This window comes from Rhizobium fabae (assembly GCF_003985135.1).
Lineage (GTDB): Bacteria > Pseudomonadota > Alphaproteobacteria > Rhizobiales > Rhizobiaceae > Rhizobium > Rhizobium pisi.
Genome location: NZ_ML133648.1, coordinates 478,112 through 492,533, shown reverse-complemented (window position 1 = coordinate 492,533; position 14,422 = coordinate 478,112). Strand labels below are relative to the sequence as shown.

Below are 14,422 nucleotides of genomic sequence, written 5' to 3'. Positions count from 1 at the left end.
GGGTGGGATGATCGGCGCACATTCGGCAACTCTACCGGGTCATCGCCTCGCCGGGAAGACGTCAGTTGCGGACCAGTGCCACGCTCTACGTGTGGCAGCAGGAACCGTTTGGACTGTTACCGGGTGAACGCTGCAGACGATTGTCGACACTCTGCTCGTTTCCATTCGGCGGCAGGTCCATGGCGATGTTGGATGCGAAGAAGCCGTTCGGTTTCAGTGCGAAGCCCGCATATTCCACGGGCATGATCGGAAAATCCTCGGGCTTGCAAACATGGGTATGGCCGAAGGAATGCCAGAGCACGACATCGGCATTCTCGATCTCGCGGTTCTGCTTGATATAATCCGGCAGGCCGTCGCCGCCGGCATGCACGTTTGGATAATCGCCGCTTGCATATTTTTCCCTGGCATCGAAGGCCGTGACCCAGATGTGCTTCTTGGCGAAGCCGCCGCGCTGGGCAACGGTCGAATCCGGCTGGGCAAGCATGACAGGCGACGGCATGACGACAATCTTGTAGCCCGGCGCTTTGCCGACGCTGTTCCGGATGTTCGGATTGGAGATTTTCCAGTAACGGCCGGTCTCGCCATTGGCAAGCGCCGGCGAATCGAGTTCGCGCTTCAGCACACGAGTCCTGGTATCGAAGACGTTGCCATAGGGATTATCTTCACCCCACGGACGCGGCACAAACTCATGCTCGGTCACGGTATTGCCATCGCCATCGACATCCATGTGCAGGCGCGCATTGAAGAAATGCTGGTGGGTCGGACCGCCGAGATTGTCATCGACCATGCCGCCCCAAGGATAGGTTTCGCCGGTCGCAACCGCCGCCGTCTGGATAATGCCGGTGAGCTTGGCTTCGAGCTGGATCGTGCCGTCCTGGTAGAGATACCAGTAGAAGCCGTAATCGTAGTTGCCGACGGTTGCGAAGAAGGAGATGACGAGGCGGCGTGAACGGCGAACTTCGAAAATCCCGTTGCGGAATTCGTAGTGCTTCCAGAGGATGCCGTAATCCTCCTCATGCATGCAGATGGCGTTCTTCATGATGAAAGGCTGGCCGAAATCGTCCGCCGCCGGCACGTCGAAATAGTGAATATGGCCGAGGCAGTCGCAGCCGAGTTCGAGGCAATTGGCCAGGCGTCCAAGGCCATATTCGCCGGCATCGAAGGCGCTCTTCCAATAGTGGTTTGCGGTCGGATCGGCATAGGGCACGACCATTTCGGTGACACTGGCGCGGAAGACGACGGGCCGCAGCCTGCCCTGATCCCTAATGCCGAGTTCATGCAGAACGAGGCCCTCGCGCGGGGTGAAACCGATACGGAAACTCCAGTTCTGCCATTCGACTTTCCAGCCGTCGACAGCAAAGCTCGGCCCTTGCGGCTGAACGATATGCAGCGGCTTGAGATCGGGCCGCGGTTCCGGGATGGTTTCGCGGCCATAATTGCGCTTCTTCCTCGGCACTGGAATGATCTTTTCATCGTCGACGAGATCGACCACTCGGTTGGTGATCAGGTCGACCACCGCCACCACGCCCTCGATCGGATGCGCATAGCCGTTGTCACGGATATCCTCGCGCCAATAGGACACGGCGCGGACGATGCGCTTTCCCTTCTCGAACTCGCGGCCAAAATAGCCTGAGGAAAAGGGATCGATCTGGATGAGCGGAATGTCCTCGTCGGTGATGCCGCGCTTCTTGACGGCAGCGATCCAGCGCGGATCGGATTTGACGGTGCCTTCAACGGTTTCGAATTCGCACAGCATGACCGGCGGCTGGCCATAGGGCAGTTCATCGAGAGGCAGTCTTATGCAGGAGGACACCTTGGCGGCGGTCAGGTCTACGATACCCTCGAAGGTTTCACCGTTGCTGATATCCATCGCCAGGATGAAGGCGAGCCGCGGCGACCTCTCGCCCAGCCGATGGGCGGCAAGATCCGCCTTGGTCGGCTCCTCCAGCCGGATTATCGGAAAGCGAAAGGTGGCTTCGAGTTTCTGTGTCTCCTTGAGTATGGCAACAGCACAGGCGATCTCGGCAAGGCTCAGAGGATCGAGCGGATGGGTGACTGCGACAACGGCGTCCATGGACATACCTCTTTGATTTTGTGCCTTTAATTTTGGGAGAGACGACGCACCATCGCGCGTCGCAAGCCGCGGCGATCAGGATCGACCGGAGCAGATCTGCGTCTCGATCGTCATCGAGCCTGCGTGAATGCAAAACACCGAGCAGAAGGCGTGTGCCTCAACGGCAACCAGCAACGTTGCGCCGGTGAGGATTGCGACCGCGAGAACCAGAAGGCGATCGACGGGTGCAAGTTCAGCCATGGCACTCATTCGAAAACCTTTCCAAGGGAGGCGTAGAGAACGGGCCTGGATCTTTTGATCCGGACCGCAAAAAGCGCGCCAAGAATGCCCACCAGCACCATCGCATAGGGAAACGCCTTGACGATCAGGCTTTCGCTTCCGGAAAGGAGAGAAAGATTGGAAGTGACCAGCACCAGCGAACCCATGAGGCCAAGCAGCGCCAGCGCCGGCGCGATCATCGTGGTCCAGGCACCGTAGCTGCTCGGCGTCTTGCGGAAGAACATGATGACCGCGACGGAAACCAGCACCTGCACCAGCAGAATGCCGATACCTGCAAGCGCTGACATCCATGAGAACACGACGGTGTAGGGATCCGCGCCGAAGGTTACGAATAGGGCAAGCACGATGGCTGCGATCAGACTTTGCAGCAGACCTGCAGCATAGGGTGAGCCATGTTTGGCGTGAACCTTGCCAAGCACCTTTGCAGCTAGGCCTTCCCGGCCGAGGGCGAAGAAATAGCGATTGAGCGTGTTGTGGAAGGACAAGATGCAAGCAAACAGGCTGGTGATAAGCAGCACGTTCATCACCTGGCTCGACCATGCACCGAGCACGGAATTGGCGGCAGCGAAGTAGAAACTGTCGAGGCCGGCAGCAGCAGAGGCCTGCACATTGCCCGGACCGTAGAATTGCACGATGGCCCAGGTGGAGAAGGCATAGAAGAGCGTGATGAGCAGCACGGCGACATAGGTGGCGCGGGGAATGGTCTTTTCCGGATCTTCGGCTTCCTCGCCGAAAATGGCCGTGGCCTCGAAGCCGATGAAGGAACCGATGACGAAGACCAGCGCCACACCAAGACCTGGCGTAAAGACCGACGATGGGGCGAAGGAGGAGAAGGTGATGCCTTCCGGTCCGCCGCCTGAAAAGACGATGGCGAGATCGAGAACCAGCAATATGGCGATTTCGGCAATCATGCAGACGCCCAGAATCGCGCCTGAGAAGGCGATGTTGCGCTGACCGCAGACGAGCACGACGACAAGTGCTGCGAAGGCCCAAGCCCACCAGGGCAGGACCAGCCCAAGCGGCGCGATAGCATTGGCCATGAAGAAACCGAACAGCCCATAGATGGCGACCTGAACCGCGCTATAGGTGACCAGCGCCATGAAGGCGCCACCCACACCAGCCGGCTTGCCGATGCCGTGGGTGATATAGGTGTAGAAGGCACCTGCCCCGCCCACATGGCGACTCATGGTGGTAAAGCCGACCGAGAAGAGCAGGTAGAGCAGGCCGGCGAGCACGAACGCGCCGGGAACGCCTGCGCCATTGCCAAAAGCAAAGGCGGCCGGCGAAGCGCCGACGACAGCGGTGAGCGGCGCGGCCGCTGCGACGACGAAAAACACGATATGCGCGAGCCCCACCGAGTCCTTGGCCAGACGATGCTCCGGCGATGATAGTGTGGGCATGCCTGCTTCCAGTGTCATGGAGAACCCTCTTTGCTTGTTTGTTAGCAGGAAGGTAGGCGCGGCGATCTGGCCCCGAAATTGCAGTTTGTGCCAATGAATCGATAATTCGCGCCACTGAGGTCACCGGAGACGCTGAAAATGGCAGTTGCATCGCATTTGGTCAGCCGCATGCCCGCAGTTGCTTCAATTCGAGCTTCTGTTTTGATCCCGCTGGTCCAACAAATCGATAAAAGATCCGGGAAAACTGACCTTCTTCTGGCTTCGCACGGCATTCTGCGCTCGCAACTGGAAGATCCCTATGCTGTCCTGCCCATGGCCCGTTATGTCGCGCTGTTCGAGGAAGCGGCGACAATGACCGGCGAACCAGTACTGGGAGCTCGCATGGGCACCGGATTCAAGCCCGCCGACATCGGCCCGATCGGCATGCTTTTCGCGCTCTCGCCGACTGTTCGCAGCGCTTTCGAACGGCTGTCGAAATATGTGAACGCGGTGCAGGGCGCGACCAGTTCCGGTGTGTTCGAGGAGAATGGCGATTTTGTCTGGAGCTACCGGATCGTCGATCCCAGCATGTGGCCGCGCCGGCAGGACAGCGAATTCACGATCGCCGCCTCCTGTCAGCTCGTCCGTTCGTGCTTCCGCCGTGGCTGGCGGCCGATCGAAATCCAGCTCGAGCATCACGCCCCGCGCGACGCCAGTGTGCTGGAACGCATCTATGGGACGCCCATCCTTTTCGGCCAATCCGGCAACCGGATCGTCATCGCCAAGGCGGATGCAGATCGTGTCCACCGCGCGGAAGACAAAAGCCTGATCGAAATCCTGGAGCGGCATATCGGCGATCTGGTCAACGAGCCAGCGGCGGACGATAGTGTCAGGGAAAAGGTCCAGGCTCTGATCAGCATCTATCTGGGCCGCAAGCCGATTATGGTCGCAAACCTGGCTGCCGAACTGAAGATGTCGACGCGAAGCCTGCAGCGCCGGCTGTCGGAGGAAGGCGTGTCGCTTCGCGATCTCGTTCGCCAACACCGCCAGACACTCGCCGCCCACTATCTCGCTGACCGACAAGCCGCACCGATGTCCGAGGTGGCGCGTGTGCTGGGCTATGCGGACAACACTGTGCTCTGGCGTGCTCTACGGTCCTGGGACAAGAAAGAACCCCCATCTTCGATAGGTTGAATCGCAACAGAGATCGCCCGATCGCCGCTCTACTGCGTCGCGCCGAAGAAGGCGAGCCGGGTGAAGATCGTGTAGTCCGCTTCCGATACCATCAGCGCCACAAAAACCAGCACCAGCAGCGGCGGCAGCAGGATGGCGTAGACGAGCGCCAGCCGTTCCCAGGCCATGTGCATGAAGACGGCGACGATGAGGCCAGCCTTCAGCATCATAAACAGCAGGATCAGCGTCCATCTCAGATAGCTTTGGAAGCCGAGATAGTCGACCATGTAGGAGGCCGCGCTGAGGACGAAGAGCAGGCCCCAGACGAAGAAGTAGAGCCCGATCGGGTGCTGCTGTCCGGTATGTGCCTGTGCATGCGCCGTTTGGACTTGTGCATGCGCCGTTGTCTCGCTCATGACGACCTCACCACAGATAGAAAAACGCGAAGATGAAGACCCAGACCAGGTCGACGAAGTGCCAGTAGAGGCCCATGATCTCGACGGCCTCGTAGCGGCCCTTCCGGCTGGTGAAGAAGCCGCGCCGTTCCACGTCGAAATCGCCGCGCCAGACCTTGCGAGCGACGATGATGAGGAAGATGACGCCGATCGTCACATGCGTGCCGTGAAAGCCGGTGATCATGAAGAAGGTCGATCCGAACTGCGCCGCGCCCCACGGGTTCTCCCAGGGGCGCACGCCTTCGGTGATCAGCTTCGTCCATTCGAAGGCCTGCATGCTGACGAAGGTTGCGCCGAGAAGCGCTGTCAGCAGCATCAGGATCGCCGTCGTGCGGCGGTCGCGGCGATAGCCGAAATTGACCGCCATCGCCATGGTGCCGCTGCTCGAGATCAGCACGAAGGTCATGATCGCGATCAGAATGAGTGGCACGTCCCGGCCGCCGATATGGAGCGCGAAGACCTCGCTCGGATTGGGCCATGGGACAGGCGTCGACATGCGCGCGGTCATATAGGCGATGAGGAAACAGCCGAAGACGAAGGTGTCGCTGAGCAGAAAAATCCACATCATCGCCTTGCCCCAGGAGGCGGTCTTGAAGGCGCGCTGATCCGAACTGAAATCAGCGGCGACACCGCGAAGGCCTGATGGCCTGAGGTCTGCCCCGCCGTGTGTCTCGATAGTCTGTGCCATCTGCACCCCCTAGCTAATCAACGTGCGGCAGAGATCGACGAAATCATTGGCCCAGCCGGCAAACAGCGCGAAGAGCAGCAGCCACACGGCGAGCATGAAATGCGAATAGATGGTGGACAGATCGACGCTGAGCCGCAGCCTTTCCGGCTGAACGTCGGCGGCGAATGCCCTGACCGTCGTGTGCGCGAGCACCGCAAGTCCGCCAAGGATATGCAGCCCGTGCAGGCCGGTCAGCATATAGAAAAAGCTGTTGGCGGGATTATCGGCGAGCACATAGCCGGCCGCGGTCAGTTCCCGCCATGCCTGAATCTGCCCGGCGAGAAAGAACACTGCCAGGGCAAGTGCCGTAGCGAGCGCCGGCCGCAGGCTCTCCATACGGCCTTGCGGCGCTTCGCGTTTGGCCCATTGGAGCGCGGCACTGCTGAGGGCTAGTGCTGTGGTGTTTACCCAAAGGAGGCGCGGAACCGGCATCCCCCACCAGTCGGCCGAGGCCGCGCGCATGAAATAGGCGCTGACGGCAAGGCTGAAGAGCGCGCCGACGACGCCGAGAAACACGAAGAGACCGATCTTCACCGCCGGCACGGGCGGCCGGTCGACGCCGTGATGATCCGGCAGCAGCACCGAGCCGGTTTCGAGCCACGGCTTCGAGGTCAGCCGCTGCCCGGAGAGCCACCAGATCATGATGGCGGCGATGGCAGCCAGAAAGATCAGCACGACGCTCATGCCGGAACCTCGCGGGTGACGCCATCGCTTGCCGGCACATTCTGCGGTATGAAATCCTCAGCCGCTCCCGGCACGCTGTAATCATAGGCCCAGCGGTAGACGACAGGCAGGTCCCTGCCCCAGTTGCCGTGTGCCGGTGGCGTCTGCGGCGTCTGCCATTCCAGCGTCGTTGCCCGCCATGGGTTGCCGCCCGCCTCCCGGCCCCGGAAAAGACTCCAGACCAGGTTGAACAGGAAGACCATCTGCCCGGCCCCAACGACGAGCGCCATTACGGTTATGAAGATATTCAGCGTATGGGCCGAAGGTGGAACGAAGGCCGTCTCTCCCATCTCGAAATAGCGGCGCGGCACGCCGAGCAGGCCGAGATAATGCATCGGAAAAAAGATCGCATAGGTGCCGAGGAAGGTGATCCAGAAGTGGATCTGGCCGAGCGTCTCGTCCAGCATGCGTCCCGTCACCTTCGGATACCAGTGATAGATCGCCCCGAAGATGACGAGGATCGGCGCCACCCCCATGACCATGTGGAAGTGCGCCACGACGAACATCGTATCCGACAGCGGCACGTCGACGACGACATTGCCGAGGAAGAGGCCGGTCAGCCCGCCATTGACGAAGGTGACGATGAAGGCGAGCGCAAAGAGCATGGGCAGCGTCAAGTGAATGTCGCCGCGCCACAGCGTCAGCACCCAGTTGTAGACCTTGATCGCCGTCGGGATGGCGATGATCAGCGTCGTGGTAGCGAAGAAGAAGCCGAAGGCCGGGTGCATGCCGCTGACATACATGTGGTGCGCCCAGACGACGAAACTTAAGGCCCCGATGATGACGATCGCCCAGACCATCATCCGGTAACCGAAAATGTTCTTGCGCGCATGCGTGCTGATCAGATCCGAAACGATGCCGAAGGCCGGCAGCGCCACGATATAGACTTCGGGATGGCCGAAGAACCAGAAGAGGTGCTGGAAGAGGATCGGGCTGCCGCCGCCATGCTGGAGCTGCGTGCCCATCTCGACGATGGCGGGCATGAAGAAGCTGGTGCCGAGCACCCGGTCGAACAGCATCATGACGCAGGCGACGAAGAGCGCGGGAAAGGCAAGCAGCGCCATCACGGTCGCGGTGAAGATTCCCCAGACGGTGAGCGGCATCCGCATCAGCGTCATGCCGCGCGCGCGGCCCTGCAGCACCGTCACGACATAGTTCAGCCCGCCCATGGTGAACCCGATGATGAAGACGATCAGCGAGGTGAGCATCAGGAGGATGCCCCAGTCCTTGCCGCCTGGCGTGCCCGACAGAACCGATTGCGGCGGATAAAGTGTCCAGCCGGCGCCCGTCGGGCCGCCGGGGGCGAAGAAGCCCGCAACAAGGATCAGCACCGCAAGCAGATAGATCCAGTAGCTCAGCATGTTCGCGTAGGGAAACACCATGTCGCGCGCGCCGACCATCAGCGGAATGAGGTAGTTGCCGAAGCCGCCGAGGAAGAGCGCGGTCAGGAGATAGATCACCATGATCATGCCGTGCATGGTGATGAACTGGTAATAGTGATCGGCATCGATGAAGGAGAGAGCGCCGGGAAAGGCGAGCTGAATCCGCATCAGCCAGGAAAGCACCAGCGCCACCAGGCCGATCGAGATCGCAGTAATCGAATATTGCACGGCGATGATCTTGGCATCCTGGCTGAACACATATTTGGTCCACCAGCTGTGCGGATGATAAAGCTCGACATCCTCGACTTCGGCGGATGGGATGCTGCCGGATGGAATCTCGACCATAATCTCTCTTCCCTTCCTTTCCCCGATGCGGCCTCCGGCCGTCCTCACCACGTCAGTTTGCCGGCGGCGGCTCTCCCGACGACGCCGTCAATTGGGTGAATGTCTGCTGTTGCCCGAGCCAGGTCTGGTAGTCCGCGTCATTATCGACGACGACAGTGCCGCGCATCTGCGGATGGCCGACGCCGCAGAGTTCGGCGCAGAGGATTTCGAAGGTGCCGGTGCGCGTCGGCGTCAGCCAGAAATAGGTAACCATGCCGGGGATCATGTCCATCTTGGCGCGAAATTCCGGCACGTAGAAATCGTGGAGAACATCGATCGAGCGCAGCAGGATATGCACTGGCTTGCCGATCGGCAGATGCAGCTCGCCGCCTTCGACGATGATGTCGTCGAGGCCGGTCGCGTCGTTCTTGTCGAGGCCGAGCGGGTTTTCGGGCGTGACGTCGCGCGTGTCGGCGCGGCCGAGCTTTCCGTCCGCCCCCGGCAGGCGGAAGCTCCACAGCCATTGCTGGCTGACGACCTCGACCGAAGCGGCATCGGCAGGCACCGTGATGAACTGGTTCCAGACGATGAGGCCGGGCGCCAGCATCGCGGCGACGCCGACCGCCGTTCCCGAGGCGAGCATCACCTCGAGCCTGCGGTTCTCAGGCTCGTAATGCGCCTTGTTGCCCGGCTTGTGGCGGAAGCGATAAACGCAATAGGCCATGAACGAAACCACCGCCACGAAGACGATGCCGGTGATCCAGAAGGTGATGACGAGGGTGCTGTCGATATAGGTCCAGTTGGACGCGATGGGCGTCCACCACCAAGGGCTCAGCACATGGAACAGCACGGAGCCGACGACAATCAGGACGAGGATCAGCACGACAGCCATGTCCGCTCCTCCTCGAGCAGGTTGACCCGTGAAACCACATTCCGCAAAAAAGTCCGTGTTTATTATCGCACAGATAGAAAATATCGGCAATTACGGCGATTTAGGCAGAGGCCACGTGATCCGCGACCTGCCATTCGGAGTATTGCCCAGCGTTTGGATTATCGCCCATCATTTCGAATATTGCTTTAGATAGGCGATGAGATTGGTGATCTCCTGATCGTCCTTCAGGCCGACGAAGGCCATTTTCGTGCCCTTCACTTTCACCCTCGGATTATGGAGATAATCCCGCAGCGTCGCTTCGTCCCAGACGAGACCGCCGTTACCGGCATCCTTCATCGAGGCCGAATAGGCGAAATTGGGATGCGTCCCGGCCTTGCGGCCGAACAGACCGTTCAGCGATGGGCCGACCTTGTTCGTATCGGAATCGGCGATATGACAGGTCGCGCATTTCTTGAAAACTTCGGCGCCCGCCGTCGCATCGCCCTCCTGCGCTCCAGCGCCAGCAGGGGAAAGGACAATGACGGATGCGGCGATCAGCAGAACAACACGGTAATCCACGGCAAACCCATCCTCCTCAAGCTTGCCCAACCACTCGCCACTTCTGCCGCCATTGTCGTGCGGCGCATGTTAGCGATGTTTAAAACTTAGTCCTTCGCGGACGCAAGTCAATCGGTTCGGCAATTCTGCCGCAGGATGGTGGATCCGCTGGTTTCAGCCGTCAAAAATCCTCCCATTGCCGATCCGCAGCCGCAGCGGCAGACGAACCGTTGCCGAACGCCACCGTCAGCTTCTGTTTCAAGGCATGGGCAGGAGATGCGGCCGCTCCTCCTTGGACGAGCGAAATCTGACCTGCGCGAGGCCGTTGTTCGCCATGGTGCTGGGCGGCGTTGCGGCCGATGGCGCCTGAAGAAACACCGAGCCGGAACTGCGCGAGGCGGTCGGACAAGACGGTGACTTCGGTTGCGAGCGTGTGCGACGCAGCGTTCGACTCCTCGACCATTGCCGCATTTTGCTGAGTCGACTGGTCCATCTGATTGACGGCGGTGTTGATCTCCTGAAGCCCCGTCGATTGCTCCCTGGCCGATTGAACGATCGCGTGGACATTCTGGTTGATCTGCTGCACTTCCTCGACAATTCCATTCAGGACGGCGCCTGTCTGGCTGACAAGATCGACGCCGTGCTTGACCTGTGCTCCAGATGAAATGATGAGGGCCTTGATCTCCTTGGCCGCGTTGGCTGAGCGCTGGGCAAGTTCACGGACTTCCTGGGCGACCACGGCAAAGCCCTTGCCGGCCTCACCGGCGCGCGCGGCTTCGACGCCGGCATTGAGGGCAAGCAGATTCGTCTGAAACGCAATGTCGTCGATGACGCCGATGATGTTGGAGATCGAATTGGACGATTGCTCGATGTCATGCATTGCTTCCACCGCGCGGCGAACAATTTGACCCGAGCGCTCGGCGTTCTCCTTGGTCCGCGTGACCATGGATCCTGCCTCCTCGGCGCGAACGGTGGAATCCTTGACCGATGTGGTGATCTGTTCGAGTGCAGCGGCGGTCTCCTCGACGGAGGCAGCCTGCTGTTCCGTCCGTCGCGCAAGGTCGTCGGCGGCCGAACGAATTTCGTCGGCGCCAGCCTGTATCACCTGCGCATTCTGCGAGAACGACATCATTGCCGAACGCAACTTGACGACCGAGTCGTTGAAATTGGTTCGGGCTTCATCGAGTGCCGGCGTGAAAGGCCTTTCCAGCGTGACGGTCATGTCGCCTTCCGCAAGTCTCGCAAGGCCAAGCGCCAGTTCGCCGACGGCAAACTTCACGTCCGCTTCCTGGGCCTGGTTGAGCCGTGTCCGCTCGGCACGTTCCTGATCCTGCTGTATGCGACCAGCCTCCGCCTCGGATTCGAGTTGCGCCTTATGGCGGTTGCCTTCCAGGAGGAGCTTCAGGGAACGCGCCAGATCCCCGATTTCATCACGTGCGTCAACGCCGCTGATCTGAACGTCGAGTTGACCTGCTGCAATCCCCGCGGTCTCATCGATGACGTTCGAAATCCGGTTGACGAAGCGGCGCGCAATCAGCCAGCCCGCCAAGCCCAATAGGACCGCGGCCACGCCGGTGCTGATCGCCGCAGCCCGCATGATCGTGTTCAGCTGGGCAAAGAGCGTTGCCTTGGGTACGGACACGATCGCAAACCAATTCGAGCTTTCCGTAAGCTTCACCGGAACGGCTACCGCCAACGACGCAGTGCCATCCTGGCCTGTGACTTCATGCTCTTCACCGGGATTGGCGATCAGACGATCCCAGCCCGCCGTTTCCGCTCCGCTCTCAGAGAGACTTTTCCCGATCAGGCCGGCATTTGGATGGCTGACGATCTTTCCGGCAGCGGTCACAAGGCTGATGAAGCCGGTTTCCATCGGACGAATCTGCGAAAAAGCCTTGTTGGTGTCCTGCAGAGAAAGGTCGAGCCCTGCCACTCCAACCGCTTTGCCATCGATGACGATCGGCTTGGCGACCGAGGTCATCAGCACGTCCTTGCCGTCGATCGCGTAGAGATAAGGCTCGATGACAGTCGTCTTGCCGGTCTTGAACGGGATCTGATAATAATCGCCAGCGCCGGCGACCGTGTAGTCTGTCAAAGCGGCATGCGTAATTTGTCCGCCGCTGCGAACCCAGTAGGGGATGTATCGACCGGTCTGGTCATGTCCGTCCTTGTTGACGAACTCCTTGTCTTTTCCATCGAAGGCGTCCGGCTCCCAGCCCGTCCAGGTCCCAAGTACGTTCGCGTTGGCTGCAAGCATATTCGTCAGGATCTTGTCGGCTCTCGCACGGTCGGCATCTCCGGTCTGCCTCATCGTCGACAGAACCGTGTCGAGACTGTCAACAATGTGGACAGTGCCCCCGATATCTCGTTCAACCACCACGGCCTCCGACCGGGCGATCTGCCGCATCTGCTCGATGCTTTCCGTACGAATTGCGTGGTACGAGCTGTAGAATAGGACACCTGAAGCCGCAACAACGGCGATGACGCCGCAAGCGGCAATCGAAAACAAATTACGACCAGTCGTTGATTTAAACAGCATCCCCTGCCCCAAGTACTGTGACGATCTTAATTCTGCCGGATCAACTCTTCCGCCCTGTCGGCCGCCAAATATTTCGCAGGTGCGAAAAGTCGCATTTGAAATATTTTAGCCGAGCACAATTAAGAAATTCTTCGTTCTCCCCTTAATTTTCGTGGGTCGCCACGACCCTTTCACCTTGCAGGAGGATTGTACTCATCGGGTACGCAGTTTCTGATCCGGCAGGACGAAAGGAACGAAATCCGGATGAGGCAGTTAGCCCAAGAAGCGGCACCCCCTTCGGCGGCCGATGACGACGTGCGCCCAAGGAGCATGCCTACCTATCAATCGACGGGTGAAGGTGATCCATGGATATGACGCGCATCCGAGATCGCATGGTGGAGCACCTTGTGACGCACCGTGGCATTCGCGATCCCGGCGTTATCAGGGCGATGGGCAAGGTGCCGCGCGAAAAATTTGTCGATCCGGGATTCGAGGAGTACGCCTATGAAGATGCGCCGCTTTCGATCGGCGATGGCCAGACCATTTCCCAGCCGTTCATCGTGGCCCTGATGATCGAAAAGGCCGATCTGGATGCCGATGACAAGGTGCTCGAGGTCGGAACGGGCTCTGGCTACGCTTCAGCGCTCATCAGCCACATCGCAAGGTACGTCTATTCCATCGAGCGTCATGAACGGCTGGCGCTCCAGGCAAGGGAGCGGTTCGAGAAGCTCGGATACGGCAATATCGACGTTCGCGTGGGCGATGGCAGCAAGGGCTGGGCGGAAGCCGCTCCCTTCGATGCTATCATCGTTTCCGCAGGCGCTCCTGAAGTGCCGGGCGCCCTGAAAGAACAGCTGGGTCCGGGAGGGCGGCTTATCATCCCCGTCGGCTGCAGCGACGCGCAGCGTCTGAAGCGCATCACGCGCACCGCAGCCGCTACCTTCGAGGAAGAAGATCTCGGCGGCGTAGTCTTCGTTCCCTTGATCGGCGAAGACGCCTGGACCGCTGCACATCCGATGTATACGGCCACGGCCCCGAGGAAAAACAAATGAACCAGTCGCTCTCGCAGAGCTACGAGCGCCTATGCCCCGATTGCGGAAAACCGCGGTTTCTTCTCGATCTCAAAGCCGACGAAAGGGACGCTGTAGCGTTTTGAATTGCTGTCCGAATTCATCTCAGAAATTGCATCTCAGAAGGAGAGATCAAGCACCTTGCCCTCGAACAGGCGGTCCCGGGAGCCTTCGAGATGCGCCTTCATCAGCCTTTGCGCGTCATCGGGCCGGCCGTCGGCGATCGCCTTGTAGATGGCATTGTGCTCTTCGTAGACCTGTTCCAGCCCTTGGCGGGGGCCAAGCAGGGAGAGGCCGTGAAGATGCATTCCGACGGCGATATGAGCTTTCAGCGCATCGATCGAGGCGGTGTAATAATGGTTGTTGGCAGCCTCCGTCACCGCGCGGTGGAAAATGAAGTCGGCGTCGGTGCGGTGAAGCTGATGGCTCGTTGCCTCGCGCAGATCCGCCAGCGCGCTGGCAATCTTCTGAATCGCCTGCTCATTGCGGCGCTTGGCGGCGAAATAGGCGGCCGCCGGCTCGATCGTCAGGCGGAATTCGTAACAGCGCTGGATATCGGCGATCGTCTTGACCGGCGAATAAGCAAGCTGCGTGGTCGGCGATCCGTGCGCGCTGACGAAGGTGCCGGCGCCTTGCCGAGCATAGACCATGCCCTGGTCGCGCAGGCGCGCCAGCGCATCGCGGACGATCGGCCTGGACACACCGAGCATCGAGGCAAGCTCATGCTCGCCGGGAAGACGTGAATCCGGCGGATAGTTTCCGCCACGGATACGCTCGAGCAACTGGTCGAAGACGCGATCGACCAGCTTGACGGCCTTGCCGCGTTCGGGCTTGCCCGGCGGGCCGGCTTCCGCGTTCAAAGAGTCGCCATTCACTTCAACCACGTCAT

12 protein-coding genes and 1 pseudogene are annotated in these 14,422 nt (G+C 60.1%); 2 read left to right on the top strand and 11 right to left on the bottom strand.

From position 1 onward, the window contains the following. Positions 1-85: 85 nt before the first annotated feature. The 3 genes from EFB14_RS10925 to EFB14_RS10920 form a co-directional block, all read right to left on the bottom strand. Positions 86-2,074: a primary-amine oxidase gene (locus EFB14_RS10925; RefSeq protein ID WP_126825214.1), complete on the bottom strand. Its 1,989-nt coding sequence runs from the start codon at positions 2,072-2,074 to the stop codon at positions 86-88. A gap of 75 nt (positions 2,075-2,149) precedes the next feature. Beyond that, the gene (locus EFB14_RS32865) at positions 2,150-2,314 is read right to left on the bottom strand and encodes a hypothetical protein (RefSeq protein ID WP_164737506.1); all 165 of its coding nucleotides are present in this window, start codon (positions 2,312-2,314) and stop codon (positions 2,150-2,152) included. A gap of 5 nt (positions 2,315-2,319) precedes the next feature. Then, the gene (locus EFB14_RS10920) at positions 2,320-3,771 is read right to left on the bottom strand and encodes an APC family permease (RefSeq protein WP_126825210.1); all 1,452 of its coding nucleotides are present in this window, start codon (positions 3,769-3,771) and stop codon (positions 2,320-2,322) included. Positions 3,772-3,891: 120 nt separating this feature from the next. On the opposite strand from EFB14_RS10920, the gene EFB14_RS10915 reads away from it, so the two are divergent. Beyond that, complete coding sequence (locus tag EFB14_RS10915) at positions 3,892-4,926, top strand: AraC family transcriptional regulator (protein WP_126825207.1); 1,035 nt, start codon at positions 3,892-3,894, stop codon at positions 4,924-4,926. A 29-nt stretch (positions 4,927-4,955) separates the two neighbouring features. Here EFB14_RS10915 and EFB14_RS10910 read toward each other — a convergent pair whose 3' ends face one another. From EFB14_RS10910 to EFB14_RS10880, 7 genes are all read right to left on the bottom strand, one after another. Next, complete coding sequence (locus tag EFB14_RS10910) at positions 4,956-5,321, bottom strand: cytochrome C oxidase subunit IV family protein (RefSeq protein WP_125842814.1); 366 nt, start codon at positions 5,319-5,321, stop codon at positions 4,956-4,958. A 7-nt stretch (positions 5,322-5,328) separates the two neighbouring features. Next, complete coding sequence (locus EFB14_RS10905; protein ID WP_125842816.1) at positions 5,329-6,048, bottom strand: heme-copper oxidase subunit III family protein; 720 nt, start codon at positions 6,046-6,048, stop codon at positions 5,329-5,331. 9 nt (positions 6,049-6,057) lie between these two features. Beyond that, the gene (locus tag EFB14_RS10900; protein ID WP_126825204.1) at positions 6,058-6,771 is read right to left on the bottom strand and encodes a cytochrome c oxidase subunit 3; all 714 of its coding nucleotides are present in this window, start codon (positions 6,769-6,771) and stop codon (positions 6,058-6,060) included. Next, positions 6,768-8,537, bottom strand: a complete 1,770-nt coding sequence (gene ctaD / locus EFB14_RS10895) for a cytochrome c oxidase subunit I (protein WP_125842820.1) — start codon at positions 8,535-8,537, stop codon at positions 6,768-6,770. Before ctaD ends, EFB14_RS10900 begins: the two co-directional genes overlap by 4 nt. A 52-nt stretch (positions 8,538-8,589) precedes the next feature. Next, positions 8,590-9,408 (bottom strand): cytochrome c oxidase subunit II, encoded by an 819-nt coding sequence (locus EFB14_RS10890; protein WP_125842822.1) that lies wholly within the window; start codon positions 9,406-9,408, stop codon positions 8,590-8,592. Between the two features lie 168 nt (positions 9,409-9,576). Beyond that, positions 9,577-9,966 (bottom strand): c-type cytochrome, encoded by a 390-nt coding sequence (locus EFB14_RS10885; protein WP_125842824.1) that lies wholly within the window; start codon positions 9,964-9,966, stop codon positions 9,577-9,579. Between the two features lie 160 nt (positions 9,967-10,126). Beyond that, entirely contained in the window at positions 10,127-12,484 is a 2,358-nt protein-coding gene (locus EFB14_RS10880; RefSeq protein WP_126825201.1) for a methyl-accepting chemotaxis protein, read from the bottom strand. A 344-nt stretch (positions 12,485-12,828) separates the two neighbouring features. Between EFB14_RS10880 and EFB14_RS10875 the strand changes: the two are divergent. Beyond that, positions 12,829-13,500, top strand: a pseudogene (locus EFB14_RS10875) (protein-L-isoaspartate(D-aspartate) O-methyltransferase); the annotation flags it as partial. Positions 13,501-13,652: 152 nt separating this feature from the next. On the opposite strand, the gene EFB14_RS10870 reads toward EFB14_RS10875, so the two are convergent. Then, entirely contained in the window at positions 13,653-14,417 is a 765-nt protein-coding gene (locus EFB14_RS10870; RefSeq protein ID WP_125842830.1) for a FadR/GntR family transcriptional regulator, read from the bottom strand. Positions 14,418-14,422 lie beyond the last annotated feature (5 nt).